This window comes from Microbulbifer sp. ABH2_005, assembly GCF_056160005.1.
The window spans coordinates 3,152,917-3,168,458 of sequence record NZ_JBSWWI010000001.1 but is presented as its reverse complement, the minus strand read 5'-3'; the positions used below and the strand labels follow the sequence as shown (position 1 = coordinate 3,168,458).

The following is a 15,542-nucleotide window of genomic DNA, read 5'->3' as shown; positions in this document are numbered from 1 at the left end:
TGTCGGGTGGAGGGGCAAAGCTCCGTAAAAAACTGGAGACATTTTCTATATTTTCATTAACTCTTGCCTATCAAAAAACCATCAACTCCTTTGATATTTTTATGTGTAAATCTAAGGCGGCCATATTTTGATGTTGGCCACATAGCTTTAAGGTTTTCATCGGTGTAAATCGCATTTTTACCACTGGAGAGTTTTGTGGCTCGAAAAACACATTCTCCAAATGCTTTAGCTTGTTTATCACCATCTAAACCGATCAAAGTAATCAGTGCTTTGCTACATGCAATACCGACACCTAAATCAAGAGATGGTAGTCTATACCTCTCATGTAGCGTCGAATTTAAAATATCCCTCATTTTACCAATAATATCTTTGGCTGCTCTATGTGCGGCGTGGATGGATTTATTTTTTTCCTCTGGGTCAACTTTAAAAAATGCGAGAACACCGTCGCCTAAATATTCAGTTACATTTCCATTTTCATAGCTAATTGTTTTTGCAAGTGCAGGAAGCAATGCAGATGTTTCATAAAAAACTCGTTGTAGCCCGCTGACATCCATTTTTTTTGACTACTTGCACACATAAGATGAGTGCTTGAATCCCTCATATCGGCAACGAGCGCTATAAACTCATCTACTTTGGCCTCGTTATCTTTTACTATTGGATGTCCGGGTATCGCTGACTCTGTTGATTCTGATTTCTCAAGAATGTTATCAAAAACTCTTTGCTCATTCTCTTTAATTAATTGTTTTCCAGATTTTCCCCATTTTCTTTCTGCTGCGTCTAATGATGAATTTATTAGATCAGATATTTCATTTTCTTGTGTTGGTGTCATTTTTAAAAACCTATCTTAAAAAACATCAATAGCCAGCATGTTAATCCCAATACGATCCATAGAAACGTTAGCTTTATGCAGGCGCTAGAGCGTTTTATTTTAATTTCTCTTATGTAGATTAATTTGGCTTGTTCAAATATTAGCTCTCGATTTAAATCTGCTTGCTTGCTTGGGTAATTTTCGGAAAGGTTGTTAAAGTCAATTTTAGATTTTATTGGAAAGTTAAAGAAAATATCAATCACTCCAAGATCGTATAAATTTCCGTTGTGAAATTTTGAGTCTGGAATTTCTCCGCTTATCATATTTTTTGGATTTGATATAGATGAAATTGACTTGAATAAGGTGTATAAAGATATTAGCCAAACAATGAAAACTACTATGCACAAAAATAGATAAAAACAGTTCTGGGATGCTAAAGATTTACCCGACTCAAAAACAAGCTTAAGATTTAATACAGGATAAAAAATCACTACAAAAAGAAAGCCAATTTTTATATCAATTGCTCTTATAGTGGATTGAATATCTTGTATTGCAGTAACTAAATAATCTGTTTGATGCTGCACATTACTTCCTTGACAAAATAACCTTTATGTGGCAACCATTGTGGTCACTATTATCATGATTATTATCTTAGAATCAATTTCTACGCCAAAGCAAAAGTTTTTATTTTAAATCAGACGCTAAAAGTAATCTCATACGATCGTACAAACTATTAAAGTGATCACTTGACCTCTATCCTTAAATTCAGGAGCGCCCTGTAACTTATTGATTTAAAAGAAATTTTTAGGTATAAATTCTTGTTCTCCAATATGACAGTCGAATTGATCTTGCTCCCTCCCTCAAGCTAGCGCTTACTAACATTTGTCAACTCGCGATAGTTTGGGGGAAGGTATCGAGGTAGGTGGGGGCACACCGCCTCCCTGTAAGAGTTACTTTTCTTCACTCGATAAACGCTTAAAGCTGCTACGGCAAAACCAAAACTAAGCGGATGTTTGATAAAGAGTATTTGGATTTTAGGTATCGTCCAAAGCTGTCTTCGCTCACTCTTTATAAATTGGATGCAATTTTCTTCATTGAGGGCTCTCTTCAGACTCTAGTCAGTGTATTCAAAAGCCTTTGCAATTATATTGCCCATCAACATATCTCAATTTGTGAAAAATATAGGCACAAAAATAATCTTATTAGATTTTATTAGGATTGTTTTAGTGTCAAGGCCACGTAAAATCGATAGATATTTATTGGTAGTTTGGCCGCGATTTAGAAGCCATCTAAAGGCAACAATCAAAGCAGCTCGGTTCAAGAGAGTCGAGAGAATCAAGAACCCAAGAATTTTCTAAAGACCATCCCCTCAAAGGAGAACGGTAGCGTGAAGTAAAAGTAAGTAAAAGGCGCTGACCCAAGGTGCTGGAACACCTGGGGCCAGCTAACCAAATTGATAGGTAAAGTATCAAGATGGCTATATGCATAGTACGCTAGAAACCCGCTCGTCTTCAATAAAGTGGAGCACAATCAGCGGCTTGGAGAGATTCCCTAAGCCCTGGGGGCGTTGCGTCTGCCTTTTCTTTTTCTATGCCTACCGTTCTCGCGCACCTCCTCACATTTACTCAAATCATTTCTGTCCAAACTTCCCAATTGTGGAAGGTCTATCTATGGTTCGAGTATCAGTAGGAAACAAATATGTTGATCTTAAAGCGCCGTACAGGCGAAAACTTATGGATTGGAGCGAACGTTTCAATCACTGTATTGGAAGTTAAGGGTAATCAGGTGAGGATAGGAATACTTGCCCCTAAATCCTTGCCCGTACACCGCGAGGAGATTTATAGGCGGATCAAAAGGGAAGGAAATATGGACAATGGGAATCGCTGAGAATTTGATCGAGATGATGGCGTCTAGCGATGAACCTGTGGTGTTATCATTAAAGCGCTAACTACTGATAGTTAGCGCTTTAATTTTCAATCGATCCAGACGAGCCTCTCGCTGCGAATAGAGCCGCTGGTTAAGCTCGGGAATGATCTTTATTAGTGATGTTTAAATCCAGCAGCAAATTTGTCTGCTAATTTAAAGTATTCCTTCAGATCTTTCTCAGTCTTCTCGGTGCGGTTGTTTTCGGAGTTAAGATGAATATTCTCCACCACAACGGCAATCTCTTTTGCAAGCTCTTGCCTCTCACCTTTCAGGTTCTCAGCGAAAAACTCAACACTTTTCTCTAGCGTGTAGGTGATGACATGTATCTGGTGAAGCTCAGCAGCATCCAGCTTTTGCTTGCTTTTAATTTCTGCGGTTTTCTCAATGAAAATCTTCTTGGCATCCTTCATCGAAGTAACATCCGCTACTTTGAGGTGCTGAATGGGCTTTTCTCCAGAAGCATCGCTAGCTTGAGCAGTGGTGGCAAAAGTAACCGCAAAAAGTAATGCAATTAAAGTTCTCATTTTTCCTCTCTGACGCCCAAACTTTAAGGGTTGGTAAGGCATTAATCGGGCGAGGTGAATGCCTAACATTTAACAGTGATCATTTTGGTCACTTTGATCGTTATCGTAAATGAGGATAACTATCATTAACATTTATGATACAGGAATTTTTGTGGCCTCAAAACATTTCTGGCTGAAATTGCGATCTGGCTGATCGAAGCTTGTACAGGTTAAGTAAATGGCATCTGAGAATGGCGAGTGGGGGAGTGGCCAACGGAGGTCTTTAGCCAAGAGGAGGCGACCCCCGTGGTATGGAGTTCGATCTGTTAATCCTCTATTCGCGGTAGCAAAGAGAAGGTTATTTACAGGAGGAGCCGCTTAAACCGGTATTATTGAGACCGGCTTCACAAATTAATTGGTACGGAGGCTAGGAAACCTCCCCCAGTACATCAACCATCGCCGAAGTTAATTGGCTGAGGTCTTCTTTAGAAATCACATAGGGTGGCATGGCGTAGACCAGCTTGCCGAAGGGGCGCAGCCAAACGCCGCGTTCGATTAAAGCTTCCTGTACCTTGGCCATATTTACCGGCTCGCGCATTTCCACCACTCCAATCGCTCCAAGGGCTCGAACATCGGCGACACCCGGTGCGGATTTTAATGGGGCGAGCTGTTCGGTCAGCTGTTGCTCGATTGCTGTTACTCGTTCCTGCCAGGGTCCGCTGAGTAGCAGTTGAATACTGGCATCGGCGACGGCACAAGCCAACGGATTCCCCATAAAAGTGGGGCCGTGCATAAAGACTCCGGCCTCGCCATTGCAAATGCCTTCGGCAATCCGGTCGCTACACAGCGCGGCCGCTAAAGTCATGGTGCCGCCGGTGAGGGCCTTGCCGAGGGTGAGAATGTCCGGGGTGATCGCAGCGTGGTCGCAGGCGAACATTTTGCCACTGCGGCCAAAGCCGGTGGCGATTTCATCGGCAATCAGCAGCAGGTCATATTCGTCACAGAGTGCTCGTACCCGGCGCAGATAATCTGCGGAGTAAAAGCGCATACCGCCGGCACCCTGCACTATGGGTTCGAGAATTACCGCAGCCAATTGCGCGCTGTTTTGCGCAATCAGTTGTTCCAGTTCACGGATATCTTCATCGGGGCAGGTTTCGCCGAAAGGGGTTTGCGGGGCGGGGGCAAATAGGTGTTGGCTCAATTGCCCGGCAAACAGGTGGTGCATGCCGGTAACGGGATCACAGGTGGCCATGGCCCCAAAGGTATCGCCATGGTAGCCATTGCGAAGGGCCAGCAATTTACTTTTACCCGGTTTGCCCTGGGAGTGCCAAAATTGCAGGGCCATTTTGATGGCGACTTCTACAGACACTGAGCCGGAATCGGCCAGGAAAACCCGATTCAATCCCGGTGGGGTGATCTCCACCAGCTTTTTGCACAATTCAATGGCTGGTTCATGGGTGAGGCCGCCAAACATCACATGGGACATCTTCTCCATTTGATCGCGCATGGCCTGATTCAGCTCGGGCACATTGTAGCCATGCAGGGCGCTCCACCAGGAGGACATGCCATCGATCAGGCCGCGGCCATCTTCCAGGAAAATTCGAACCCCTTCAGCCCTGGCCACCGGATAAACCGGCGGCGGGTTGATTAGCGAGGAGTAGGGGTGCCAGATATGTTTGCGGTCGAATTCCAGGTCCATAAAACAGCTACATCTCTTTTTATGTGCGGCCAACATTCAGGCCAATGTATTGCAATCAGGCCAATTCCCGCAGCACTTTCAGTGGAGGCTGGCTCACGGAGCTGTAGCAGGCCAAGGTACCGGCAACGCCAACCAAAAAGGCGCCAACCAATGGGCCCAGTAGCCACAGGGTGGGGTGCAGCACCAGGGGCAGCTCGAACACCCGCTGCGAAAGCACGATTAGGGTGGCTTCGGCGCCGATGGCGGCGAGTAATCCAGCGGCACAGCCGAGTAACCCAAATTCCAGCATCAGGCTTTTGAGCAGTAGGCGTCTGCGTCCGCCAAGTGTGCGGATAATCGCCGCCTCCTGCAAACGCTCGGCGATGCTGGCTCGCACCCCAGCAATCAATACCAGTACTCCGGCGACGAGCATCAGCGCCATAACGGATTCGATAGCGAAAGACACTTGGTCGATGGTGTCGCGAATACGCAGGATGATTTTATCCAGCTCTATCACGCTGACACTGGGGTAGCTGCGTACCAGGTCGTTAACTAACAGCTTGTCCTCTGGGGGAAGATAGAAGCTGGTGATATAGGTGGCGGGAAAGTCCTCCAGGGTGCCTGGGGCAAACAACATATAAAAATTCGGGCGCATGCTGTTCCAATCCAGGGAACGGAAGCTGGCTACAGGGGCTTCCACTTCCAGTCCGCCGATGGAAAAGCGCAGTTTGTCACCAAGAGCCAGGTTGAGCTGGGCGGCCAGCTCCACCTCAACAGAGACCCCTTTACTGGTTTTGTCCCACCACTCGCCTTCGAGGATACGGTTATCCGGTGCCAGGTTTTCGGTCCAACTCAGGTTGAGTTCCCGGCGCACACCGTTGGGGCGATCCTTGAGATCCTTGGTAAGGGTGTCATTGATGGCGATTAGGCGGCCGCGCACCATGGGATAGAACTCGGTACTGCTGACTGCCTCTTTTTCCAGCATCTGCTGCATTCCATCCACGTCTGTGGGAGCAATATTCAGCAGGAAGTGGTTGGGTGCTTTTTCAGGCAGCTGCATACGCCACTCGTCGATGAGTGCGGTGCGTGCAAAGACCAGGGACAACATTGCCAGCAGGCCGGTACCAAAGGCGGCAATCAACAGCGTATTGAATGCGGCGCGGCGCTGCAGACTACCCAGAGCGATACGCCAGGCGCCACCTAAAGAGGCCAGCTTTCCGCGCACGAGCAATTGATTGACCAGGGCGCTGCCTCCCACCAACAGGCCCATACCGGCAAGCAACGCTAGCGTCATGGCCAAACTGCCGGACAGCCACCAGATCAACAGCAGCATGGCGCTGGGGCCGAGGATGAGTCCCAGCCATTCGCGCCTGTCGGGATTGCTCCAATCCTTGCGCAGCGTTTGCATGGGATCGGTACGAGCCAGGCGAAACAAGGGGGGCAGGGCAAAACCCAATGCGCAGGCCAAACCGGTAGCGAGGCCCACAAGCAGGGGGCTCCAGTGGCTGGCGGGTGGTGCTACCGGGAAGAAACCGGCCATCAGATTGACCGCCTGGGCCTGAATAAAGCTGCCCAGGGCTAAGCCAAGGCCGGTGGCGATCAGTGTGAGAGCGGCCAGCTGGCCCAGGTAAATGGCGAGCACCTTGTTGCGCCCAGCACCAAGGCTTTTCATCACCGCTACATAGGCGGTATGTCTTAGCCCATAACGGCGTGCGGCAAGCCCTACGGCAACACTGGCGAGTAGAACGGCGAGGCTGGCGGCGAGAAACAAGAAGCGTTCAGCGCGATTCAATGCGGAGGCCACTCGCGGCTGGCCCTCGCGTAGGTCTAGCACCCGCTGGTGTTCAGTCAGCTGCGGTTTTAGCCAGGCAAAATATTCTTTTAGTGCCTGGTCGTCCCCGGCAAAGAGATAGCGGTAGCGCACTCGGCTGCCGGGCTGGATAACGCCGGAGGCCGGTAGGTCCTCGATATTTGCCAGTACCCGAGCGCCCATGTCGAATAGGCTGGTACCCCGGTCCGGCTCCCGCTCCAACAGGCCAGTCACTTTGAGTTGTGTATCGCCCAGGTCGATGGAATCGCCAAATTCAATTTCCAGTAGGGGCAGGAGGCGGGATTCCACCCAGGCTTCTCCAGGGGGAGGCCCCTGTTGTGCGATTTCACTTGAGGCATCCGGCGAGCGCCGGATCTCCAGGTGACCAACCAGGGGATAGCCACCATCTACGGCTTTCACCGAGACGAACTGAAACTGGTCATTGGCGGAGATCATTGAGGCAAATTGGATGATTTGCCCCTGCTCCAGCCCTTGTTCCTTGGCTTTATCGAGCCAAGCCGCGTTGACCGGCTGGCTGCTGCGCAGGACTCTTTCTGCAGCCAGGAAGGTAAGCGACTGCTGCTCCATCGCGCGGGTGAGGCGATCGGTGAAGTGGGCAATCGCGGTTACACAGGTCACGGCCAGTACCAGGGCACTGGCGATGAGAGCCAGCTCGCCACCGCGCCAGTCCCTGAAAAGCAGTCGCAGAGGCAGCATCAGGCGGACACCTCCGAGAAGCTGTCATCCCCGGCGAGGGGCTCGTAGGACTCCACGGCACCTGCCGACATACGCAAGTGAGTGGCGCAGCGTTCAGCCAGGCGCTGCTCGTGGGTCACCAACACCAGAGTGGTGCTGGATTCGGCATTGAGCTTAAAGAGTAAATCGATGATTTTGGCGCCGTTGCCGGCGTCCAGGCTACCGGTGGGTTCGTCGGCGAATAGGATAGCGTCTTCGCCACTGAAGCTGGCGAATGCCCTGGCAATGGCGACCCTTTGCTGCTCTCCGCCGGAGAGTTGGCGCGGGTAATGGCCCAGGCGGTGCTCGAGCCCGACCTTGGCCAGGAATTCCTCCGCGCGTTTGGCGGCGCCGCGTTCACCGCGCAGCTCACTGGGCAGCATGACATTCTCGCGAGCGGTGAGGCCGGGTAGTAGCTGGAAGGTCTGGAAGACAAACCCCACACAGCGGGCGCGTACCGCCGCACGTTGTTCTTCATCCATGGCGGTAATTTCTTCGCCAGCCAGCCAGATTTTTCCCTCACTGGGCTTGTCCAATCCAGCTAATAGACCGAGCAAGGTGGACTTGCCGGAACCTGAGGCACCGGTCACAGCCAGGCTCTCTCCGCGCGCCAGTTGCAGGGAGATATTGTTTAATAGGGTCAATGGCCCTTCGCTGGTGGAGACTCTGTGATACAGGTTTTCTGCCGTAAGAATGGCGGACATACTGTGTTCCCTATACGGATGCGCGACTTTTTGGAGAGTATGACATGACGACAGCCTTTTTTCGGCAGTTGGCGGCTCAATTCAGCTTGGTACTGTTGCTGTTTATCCCCATTGGGGCTGCCCAGGCGAGTGCGGCGGATACCTTGTTGGTCTTGGGAGATAGTATCAGCGCTGCCTACGGCATCAATGAAGAGCAGGGCTGGGTGCAATTACTGCAAGAGCGCTTGCAGGAAAAGGGCAAAAAAGTACGGGTGGTCAATGCCAGTATCAGTGGAGAGACGACTTCTGGTGGATTGACGCGTCTGCCGCGCCTGATGCAGGAGCACAACCCGCGCTGGCTGATTGTAGAGCTGGGCGGCAATGATGGTCTGCGGGGTTACCCTCCTCAGTCATTGCAGCGCAATCTGATGGAGATGGTGAAGCTGGCGAAGAACTCTGGTGTAGAGGTTTTACTGCTCGGCATGCGTATTCCGCCCAACTACGGCCGCGCTTATACCAATGCCTTTGCCGCTGTTTACCCCAAAGTGGCCAAGTCCGAACAGGTTGGATTGGTGCCCTTCTTCCTGGAAACCGTCGCGCTTGAAGACGGCGCCATGCAATCCGATGGTATACACCCAACCGCCAAGGCACAGCCGGCATTACTGGAGCATGTTTGGCCCTGTGTCGAGTTCCTGTTAGCGGAAAAGTCGGATGGGGAGTCGTGTACTCCGTGATCGAAATGCGTACAATCGCGCCCCCTAGCAATATGAAAGCCTCGCTCCACACTGATAGGCGATGGCTGTGACCCCCAGCCCCGGTCACCGGTACCGAAATAGTTAGAGAGACACCATGTCCGAAGTGGAAAATCGCCGCGAGCGACTCGAATTCAACAAACTGCAGAAACGCCTGCGCCGCCATGTGGGTCGCGCTATTGCCGACTTCAACATGATTGAAGAAGGCGACAAAATCATGGTTTGCTTATCCGGCGGTAAGGATTCTTACGCCATGCTGGATATTCTGCTGAATCTACAAAAAACCGCCCCGGTGAACTTTGAGTTGGTGGCGGTGAATATGGACCAGAAGCAGCCAGGTTTCCCTGAACATATCCTGCCGGAATATCTTCGCTCCCTCGGCGTGCCACACCATATCGTAGAGAAAGATACCTATTCGGTGGTGCAGGAAGTGGTGCCTGAAGGCAAGACCACCTGTAGCCTTTGTTCACGATTGCGTCGCGGTACCCTCTATGGTTTTGCCGAGGAGATTGGTGCCACCAAGGTGGCTCTTGGCCATCATAAAGACGATATCGTCGAGACCCTGTTCCTGAATATGTTTTACGGTGGCCGCCTCAAGGCGATGCCGCCCAAGCTGCGTGCAGATGACGGGCGCAATATTGTGATTCGCCCGCTGGCTTACTGCCGAGAAGAGGATATTGCCCGTTACGCGGAGTTCAAGGAATTCCCCATCATTCCCTGTAACTTGTGCGGTAGTCAGGAGAATCTGCAGCGCCAGGCCATCAAGCAGATGTTGCGGGAGTGGGACAATAAATTCCCAGGGCGCAGTGAAAATATCTTTGCCGCATTAACACGTATATCCCCGTCGCAACTGGCGGACAGGGATCTCTACGATTTCGAAAGTCTGGAGTTGGATCGCTCTACGCCGTCGGCTGCCGAGCGCCCTGACCATTTAATTCAGCGCCAGGTGAACTCTTGGGAGCCGGATGATGCGCAGGAGGCTGAGCCCCAGTATATCTCGGCGCTGAATTTGTAGGGTCGGCGCCGCTTACCAGTTGGGCGTAACTGCATTCAAAGTCCTGCGTAGTGGCACTGGGTCCGTGATGGAAGTATTGATGCCACAACCGCGCCATTTTGGTCACATCGCAGGTATCTGATTCGGGGATTTTATGCACCTCGGCTGAGCGATACACCAGCCAGGCTATGGCCGTGGCGTAGCGCAGGTTGGTGGTCAGTTCACTGTGGGGGTGATCGAGAAAATCCCGCTGGCTGGCGAGGCCCCGAATTTTTGAGGCCAGTGCGGGGTGATTAATCAGGTAGTCGTCCCAGATTTCACGGTGAGTGTGGGGCTGAATTTGATAAATCCCAAGCCCGTGGCGCCGCCCTTGTTTAAGGTGGAAGCCCAGCTGAGATTCCTGCGCGGCAGTGCCCAGCAAAAGGTTTTCCATGCCCTGGCTCCAGGCTCTCAAGTGCTTGAGGGTTGGGCGGATAACCTGGAGGCGCAGTTCGTCCAGACAGATTCCCATAGTATTTTCTTTTTTCTGTGGTTGTTCTGAATATTTAGTTTGTGGATTGAGTTGACGCCAGCTGTTAAGTAGATTTACGCGCAATAAACATAATTATTTTTGAAGTGGCTCCGGTTCTGTAGCGCATTTCGCTCAAAAAGCGAGCAGGGCGTCACAGCTATTGCCTTCTTTCGGTGCCACTCCGTTTTGAGCAGAAGGAATTCCTATGTCCGCAGAGTGGCTCGTTGCCCTGACTTTTATTGCCTACCTGGCCCTTATCCTGGTGATTGGCGTTTACGCTTATTTGCGTACCAAAAATGCCAGTGATTATTTTCTCGGTGGGCGTTCATTGCCTCCTGCGGTTGCCGCGCTATCGGCCGGCGCTTCGGATATGAGTGGCTGGTTGTTACTTGGGTTGCCCGGGGCCGCCTATGCTGCGGGTCTCTCTGCCGGTTGGATCGCTATCGGGCTTTTTTCCGGTATCCTGCTGAGCTGGGTAAGCATGGCGCGCCGCCTGCGCATTTATACCTATGAGCTTGATGACTCCCTCACGGTGCCCGCTTACCTGGACCGCCGTTTCAAAATGGGCCATCCCTACCTGCGGACGGTGTGTGCGATCTTTATTTTGTTGTTCTTTCTCTTCTATGTGGCTTCGGGCCTGATTGCCGGCGGCAAGTTATTCGAAACCGTATTCGGTTGGGACTACCACTGGGCGGTGATTGTCGGTGCCATCGCAGTAATTTCCTACACCCTGTTCGGTGGTTTCCTGGCGGTATCCTGGACCGATGTGTTCCAGGGCTTATTAATGAGTGCTGCTCTGATTGCCGTACCACTGGTTGTGATTTCAGACCAGGGCGGTTTCTCCGCCAGTTGGGCCCAATTGCAAGCGCAGCAACTGCAATTAACGCATTGGCTCACGGATGGCAGCGGCCAGACATTGGGCTTAGTGGCCATTCTCAGCTCCCTGGCCTGGGGACTGGGTTACTTTGGGCAGCCCCATATCCTGGCTCGTTTTATGGCGGTGCGCAGCCCAGATGATGTGCCCGCAGCGGCGACAGTTGCGGCAGTGTGGTCTTTGATTGGTTTTCTCGGCGCTATGGCGGTGGGTCTGTTTGCCCATCTGCAGATGCAGCAGGGGTTGCCTGATGGTGAGACTGTCTTTATGGAACTGGTTCAAGTGCTGTTCCACCCGGTTGTTGCCGGCGTACTGCTGGCGGCGATTCTCTCTGCCATTATGAGCACCGCAGATTCTCAGTTATTAGTCTCTTCAGCTGCACTGGCAGAAGATATCTATCATGTCTGGTTTGGTCGCAAGACCAGCCCGGAAGCCATGGTGAAAGTTGGGCGCTGGGCTGTGGTTGGCCTTTCCCTGATTGCTGTATGGATTGCTATGGACCCGAATTCCAAGGTTCTGGATGTGGTGAGCTATGCCTGGGCTGGTCTGGGTGCTGCTTTCGGCCCCGCTCTGCTGATCAGCCTTTATTGGTCACGTATGACAGGTAGCGGAGCCATTGCCGGGGTAATCGTGGGTGGGATCACCGTAGTGGTTTGGGAACAGCTCTCTGGGGGAATCTTTGATATCTATGAGTTGTTGCCTGGTTTCATTTTCTCAGCAACTGCTATCGTCATAGTTAGCGCGTTGACGAAATGTCCGGAAACCGTGGCTTCTCAACATAAAAAGCTGTTGGGATAAGCCTGGGGGCTGCAGGGTTCTGTGTCGATGAGCCCAGCGACTTGTCTGCAGCGCGAAGGGCGCGCCCCATTGTGGGCGCGACTGTTGTGAAGCGAAAAGGATTTCCATCCGCAGCGATTATTCAAATAGCGGTTGGAGATACTGAGTGATCAAAGTTCATCTCGGTGATATCACACGATTGAACGTCGATGTCATCGTCAACGCCGCCAATACCCGCCTGCTTGGCGGCGGTGGTGTGGACGGAGCCATTCACCGCGCTGCGGGCCCTGAGTTACTGGAGGCATGTCGAAGTATCGGCGGATGCCCGGTTGGTGAGGTCCGCGCTACCAGTGCTTTCTCGATCCCCGTCAAACGTATTTATCACACTGTCGGCCCGGTCTGGCGTGGCGGCCGCCTGGGTGAGCCGGAGTTGCTGTCGAGCTGCTATCGTCAGTGCCTGACTCTGGCACGGCGGGAGAGTATGCGCTCTATTGCCTTCCCGGCAATTAGCTGTGGTGTTTACGATTACCCTCCCAGGTTGGCAACGGAAATTGCTGTGGAGCAGGTACAGCACCACCTGGAGAAAGAGGGGGCGCCGCTGAGTATCGTCTTTTGTTGTTTTGACGAGGAAATGGCTGAGCTCTATCACACCCAGCTGGATGCCTATGTGCGGCGTTAACTGGTGACTTTGCGCATTGGCCTGATTCATTCGGCCATTGATTGCGCTGCGAGTGTTAAGCAAGATAAGTAACTGGCAATAAAAAATAAGAAAAGGAGATTGTCATGCGCAGTGCCCAGCAGTGGTTTGCCGAATACGGTGAAAGCCATCAGAACCCCATCAACAAGTCCATTCACTGGATTGCGGTGCCGGTGATTTATGCCACCGTTGCCGGTCTCCTATGGGATATCCCACAACCGCAGTTCATGGCCGCAATTCCCTGGTTGAATTGGGCAGTGGTGATTACGGTACCCGTGATGTTGTTCTATTTTGCCCTGTCTTTCTCCATTGGCCTGGGGATGACGGCGTTGACCGTGGTGTGTTTATGGGCCTGGTCTGTGGTTGAGCGGCTGGGGGTTCCCGTGTGGCAGACGGCGCTAGGGCTGTTTGTGGTGATGTGGGTTTTTCAGTTTATCGGTCATCACATCGAAGGGAAAAAACCTTCGTTCTTTAAAGACGTTCAATTCTTATTGATAGGCCCCGCTTGGGTGATTGGCTTTATCTATCGCAAGCTGGGTATTCAGTACTGACTCCGTTTCTTGATAACAAAAGAGGGGCGGTGGACCAGTCGCCTCTCTTGTGATCTCACTCCTCAAATTGGGCTAGCGGTTGTAATGGACCGGCACCTCTAAAGTTTCTTTCACTTCCTCCATCACTACGTAGCTGGTGCACTCCTGTACCTCCGGTAGAGTCAAAAGCGTTTCGCCATAAAACTTGCGGTAGGCACTCATATCGGCAACTCGGGCCTTGATCAGATAATCGAAATTGCCTGAAACCAGATAGCACTCCTGTACTTCCGGTAGTGCCGCCACGGCATTGCGAAACTCCTCGAAGGCATCCTGGGCGGAACGGTTTAGGCGAATCTGCACAAATACCACCAGGGCAGCGTCGAGGAATTCTGGATTGATCAATGCGGTATAGCCCTGGATAACCCCGTCGTTTTCCAGTCGTTTCACCCGCTCGACACAGGGGGTTGCAGTCAATCCCACCTGACGGGCCAGTTCTGCATAGCTGGTGCGGCCATTTTTCTGCAGGACCCGCAAGATATTGCGGTCCACGGTATTCAGCTCTCCCGCGCGCTTGCGCATACCTTGTCTCCTTTGCGAGCGATCAGCTCAAAAAATGGTCTTGATACGAGTGCGGCTAGTTGATTCCACTAGTTTGATAAAAACTCTTGTAGAAATCCACTTTTAAAATGGCCCTATACTGGGGAAAACGCAGAAATTAGGTGTGGCTCTAATTCGTTGAAGAGACTACGCCAAACGCAGAGATTAAGGAGCAGAAAATGTTGATTGGCGTCCCGAAAGAGATCAAAAACCACGAGTACCGCATTGGCCTGACGCCGTCGAGTGTTCGCGAACTGATCGGCCATGGCCATCAGGTAATCGTACAGAAAGATGGCGGTACCGCTATCGGCTTTACCGACGAAATGTACGAGCAAGCCGGAGCCAAGATCATCGATACTCCGGAAGAAATTTTTGCCACCGCTGACATGATCGTCAAGGTAAAAGAGCCCCAGCCTCACGAGTGCGAAATGCTGCGCCCCGGACAGGTTCTTTACACTTACCTGCACCTGGCTCCAGATCCCAAGCAGACCGAGCTCCTGGTTAAATCCGGTGCTACCTGCATTGCTTATGAAACCGTGACCGACCGTTTCGGCGGCCTGCCACTATTGGCGCCGATGTCTGAAGTTGCCGGCCGTATGTCCGTACAGTGCGGTGCGCACCACCTGGAGAAAGCTCAGGGTGGCCTGGGTGTATTGCTTGGCGGCGTTCCCGGTGTAGCTCCTGCCAAGGTGCTGATTATCGGTGGCGGTGTGGTTGGTACCAATGCGGCCAAGATGGCGCTGGGCATGGGTGCCGATGTCACCATTCTGGATCGCTCCCTGCCGCGCCTGCGTCAACTGGATGATATCTTCGGCGGCGCTGTGCGTACTGAATACTCCACTAACGATGCGATTGAAAAGCACGCTTTGGATGCGGATTTGGTCGTAGGTGCAGTTCTGATTCCTGGCGCTGCAGCTCCGAAGCTGTTGACTCGCGATATCATCAGCCGCATGAAGAAAGGTGCTGTGGTTGTGGACGTGGCTATTGACCAAGGCGGTTGTTTCGAAACCTCCAAAGCGACCACTCACCAGGAGCCCACTTACGTTGTTGACGGTGTGGTGCACTACTGTGTTGCCAATATGCCCGGTGGTGTAGCGCGCACCTCTACCATGGCTCTGAACAACGCTACCCTGCCTTACGCTGTAGCATTGGCCAATAAAGGTGCCAAGCAGGCATTGTTGGATGATGCCAATTTGCTGGAAGGTCTGAATGTCCACGCCGGTATGGTGACTTACAAGGCAGTTGCCGATGTATTGGGTTATGAGTTTGTTGATCCCAAGCTGGCTTTGCAAAAAGTTGCCGAGGCTGAAGGCGCTGTAGCTTAATAATTTGCGGCTGCTATGCAGCTGCTTATTGAACAAGAAAGCGGTAACGCGCTTGTTTTGAAGGGAATTTTCCCCGGAGCGCTCTTTGGCGTTCCTCTCTGTGAGACCTGGTGGCCTCTGTCACCATTGTAGCCGCGTTTGTACGCGGCTTTTTTATGACTGCTGTATTGCTGTCCTTTATCGGGGCCGGTGTTACTGCAAGATAAATAGTCCACTTCCCAACCGTATTTCTCCCCTTAATCAATACAATTATCGGTATCGAAATAAAAAAGGGGAGGTCTCTCTAGCCTCCCCACGGTTGTTTATGCGCCCAGTTTCTATCGTCTCTTCTTCCCTGAGCCT

16 protein-coding genes are annotated in these 15,542 nt (G+C 51.6%); 7 read left to right on the top strand and 9 right to left on the bottom strand.

Annotated features, from left to right (window positions below; genetic code table 11):
- Positions 1-56 precede the first annotated feature (56 nt).
- The 3 genes from ACXAFI_RS13835 to ACXAFI_RS13825 are packed head-to-tail and all read right to left on the bottom strand — an operon-like array spanning position 57 to position 1,392.
- Positions 57-509, bottom strand: coding sequence for a hypothetical protein (locus tag ACXAFI_RS13835; protein WP_475109280.1), 453 nt, complete (start codon positions 507-509; stop codon positions 57-59).
- Positions 461-829: a hypothetical protein gene (locus ACXAFI_RS13830; RefSeq protein ID WP_475109279.1), complete on the bottom strand. Its 369-nt coding sequence runs from the start codon at positions 827-829 to the stop codon at positions 461-463. Before ACXAFI_RS13830 ends, ACXAFI_RS13835 begins: the two co-directional genes overlap by 49 nt.
- 2 nt (positions 830-831) lie before the next feature.
- The gene (locus tag ACXAFI_RS13825; RefSeq protein ID WP_475109278.1) at positions 832-1,392 is read right to left on the bottom strand and encodes a hypothetical protein; all 561 of its coding nucleotides are present in this window, start codon (positions 1,390-1,392) and stop codon (positions 832-834) included.
- A gap of 1,114 nt (positions 1,393-2,506) precedes the next feature.
- On the opposite strand from ACXAFI_RS13825, the gene csrA reads away from it, so the two are divergent.
- Complete coding sequence (gene csrA, locus ACXAFI_RS13820) at positions 2,507-2,695, top strand: carbon storage regulator CsrA (RefSeq protein WP_475109277.1); 189 nt, start codon at positions 2,507-2,509, stop codon at positions 2,693-2,695.
- A gap of 152 nt (positions 2,696-2,847) precedes the next feature.
- On the opposite strand, the gene ACXAFI_RS13815 is transcribed toward csrA, so the two are convergent.
- The 4 genes from ACXAFI_RS13815 to ACXAFI_RS13800 all read right to left on the bottom strand — a co-directional run bounded on the left by ACXAFI_RS13815 (position 2,848) and on the right by ACXAFI_RS13800 (position 8,164).
- Positions 2,848-3,258, bottom strand: coding sequence for a DUF6746 family protein (locus tag ACXAFI_RS13815; RefSeq protein WP_475109276.1), 411 nt, complete (start codon positions 3,256-3,258; stop codon positions 2,848-2,850).
- Positions 3,259-3,664: 406 nt separating this feature from the next.
- Positions 3,665-4,936, bottom strand: coding sequence for an adenosylmethionine--8-amino-7-oxononanoate transaminase (bioA, locus tag ACXAFI_RS13810; protein ID WP_475109275.1), 1,272 nt, complete (start codon positions 4,934-4,936; stop codon positions 3,665-3,667).
- Between the two features lie 55 nt (positions 4,937-4,991).
- A complete protein-coding gene (locus ACXAFI_RS13805; protein WP_475109274.1) occupies positions 4,992-7,442 on the bottom strand; it encodes an ABC transporter permease in 2,451 nt (816 codons plus the stop codon).
- A complete protein-coding gene (locus ACXAFI_RS13800; RefSeq protein WP_475109273.1) occupies positions 7,442-8,164 on the bottom strand; it encodes an ABC transporter ATP-binding protein in 723 nt (240 codons plus the stop codon). Before ACXAFI_RS13800 ends, ACXAFI_RS13805 begins: the two co-directional genes overlap by 1 nt.
- A gap of 44 nt (positions 8,165-8,208) precedes the next feature.
- Between ACXAFI_RS13800 and ACXAFI_RS13795 the strand changes: the two genes are divergently transcribed.
- Entirely contained in the window at positions 8,209-8,877 is a 669-nt protein-coding gene (locus ACXAFI_RS13795) for an arylesterase (RefSeq protein ID WP_475109272.1), read from the top strand.
- A gap of 115 nt (positions 8,878-8,992) precedes the next feature.
- Positions 8,993-9,910 carry a tRNA 2-thiocytidine(32) synthetase TtcA gene (gene ttcA, locus ACXAFI_RS13790; protein WP_152452255.1) on the top strand — a complete coding sequence of 306 codons (918 nt, stop codon included), beginning with the start codon at positions 8,993-8,995 and terminating at the stop codon, positions 9,908-9,910.
- Here ttcA and ACXAFI_RS13785 read toward each other — a convergent pair.
- Positions 9,795-10,400: a hypothetical protein gene (locus ACXAFI_RS13785; protein ID WP_444921394.1), complete on the bottom strand. Its 606-nt coding sequence runs from the start codon at positions 10,398-10,400 to the stop codon at positions 9,795-9,797. The two genes, ttcA and ACXAFI_RS13785, sit on opposite strands and share 116 nt — an antisense overlap.
- 205 nt (positions 10,401-10,605) lie before the next feature.
- On the opposite strand from ACXAFI_RS13785, the gene putP reads away from it, so the two are divergent.
- The 3 genes from putP to ACXAFI_RS13770 all read left to right on the top strand — a co-directional run bounded on the left by putP (position 10,606) and on the right by ACXAFI_RS13770 (position 13,299).
- Positions 10,606-12,072: a sodium/proline symporter PutP gene (gene putP / locus ACXAFI_RS13780; RefSeq protein ID WP_475109271.1), complete on the top strand. Its 1,467-nt coding sequence runs from the start codon at positions 10,606-10,608 to the stop codon at positions 12,070-12,072.
- Positions 12,073-12,217: 145 nt separating this feature from the next.
- Positions 12,218-12,730 (top strand): O-acetyl-ADP-ribose deacetylase, encoded by a 513-nt coding sequence (locus ACXAFI_RS13775; RefSeq protein ID WP_475109270.1) that lies wholly within the window; start codon positions 12,218-12,220, stop codon positions 12,728-12,730.
- Between the two features lie 104 nt (positions 12,731-12,834).
- Positions 12,835-13,299 (top strand): Mpo1 family 2-hydroxy fatty acid dioxygenase, encoded by a 465-nt coding sequence (locus ACXAFI_RS13770; RefSeq protein ID WP_152452261.1) that lies wholly within the window; start codon positions 12,835-12,837, stop codon positions 13,297-13,299.
- 72 nt (positions 13,300-13,371) lie between these two features.
- On the opposite strand, the gene ACXAFI_RS13765 is transcribed toward ACXAFI_RS13770, so the two are convergent.
- The gene (locus tag ACXAFI_RS13765; protein ID WP_152452263.1) at positions 13,372-13,857 is read right to left on the bottom strand and encodes an Lrp/AsnC ligand binding domain-containing protein; all 486 of its coding nucleotides are present in this window, start codon (positions 13,855-13,857) and stop codon (positions 13,372-13,374) included.
- A gap of 197 nt (positions 13,858-14,054) precedes the next feature.
- Between ACXAFI_RS13765 and ald the strand changes: the two genes are divergently transcribed.
- Positions 14,055-15,200 carry an alanine dehydrogenase gene (gene ald, locus ACXAFI_RS13760; RefSeq protein ID WP_152452266.1) on the top strand — a complete coding sequence of 382 codons (1,146 nt, stop codon included), beginning with the start codon at positions 14,055-14,057 and terminating at the stop codon, positions 15,198-15,200.
- Positions 15,201-15,542 lie beyond the last annotated feature (342 nt).

Excerpts from the sequence above, each read along its gene's own strand:
- ACXAFI_RS13830 (WP_475109279.1), bottom strand. The coding sequence starts at position 829 with ATGACACCAACACAAGAAAATGAAATATCTGATCTAATAAATTCATCA.
- csrA (WP_475109277.1), top strand. The coding sequence starts at position 2,507 with ATGTTGATCTTAAAGCGCCGTACAGGCGAAAACTTATGGATTGGAGCG.
- ACXAFI_RS13815 (WP_475109276.1), bottom strand. The coding sequence starts at position 3,258 with ATGAGAACTTTAATTGCATTACTTTTTGCGGTTACTTTTGCCACCACT.
- bioA (WP_475109275.1), bottom strand. The coding sequence starts at position 4,936 with ATGGACCTGGAATTCGACCGCAAACATATCTGGCACCCCTACTCCTCG.
- ACXAFI_RS13805 (WP_475109274.1), bottom strand. The coding sequence starts at position 7,442 with ATGCTGCCTCTGCGACTGCTTTTCAGGGACTGGCGCGGTGGCGAGCTG.
- ACXAFI_RS13800 (WP_475109273.1), bottom strand. The coding sequence starts at position 8,164 with ATGTCCGCCATTCTTACGGCAGAAAACCTGTATCACAGAGTCTCCACC.
- ACXAFI_RS13795 (WP_475109272.1), top strand. The coding sequence starts at position 8,209 with ATGACGACAGCCTTTTTTCGGCAGTTGGCGGCTCAATTCAGCTTGGTA.
- ttcA (WP_152452255.1), top strand. The coding sequence starts at position 8,993 with ATGTCCGAAGTGGAAAATCGCCGCGAGCGACTCGAATTCAACAAACTG.
- ACXAFI_RS13785 (WP_444921394.1), bottom strand. The coding sequence starts at position 10,400 with ATGGGAATCTGTCTGGACGAACTGCGCCTCCAGGTTATCCGCCCAACC.
- putP (WP_475109271.1), top strand. The coding sequence starts at position 10,606 with ATGTCCGCAGAGTGGCTCGTTGCCCTGACTTTTATTGCCTACCTGGCC.
- ACXAFI_RS13770 (WP_152452261.1), top strand. The coding sequence starts at position 12,835 with ATGCGCAGTGCCCAGCAGTGGTTTGCCGAATACGGTGAAAGCCATCAG.
- ACXAFI_RS13765 (WP_152452263.1), bottom strand. The coding sequence starts at position 13,857 with ATGCGCAAGCGCGCGGGAGAGCTGAATACCGTGGACCGCAATATCTTG.
- ald (WP_152452266.1), top strand. The coding sequence starts at position 14,055 with ATGTTGATTGGCGTCCCGAAAGAGATCAAAAACCACGAGTACCGCATT.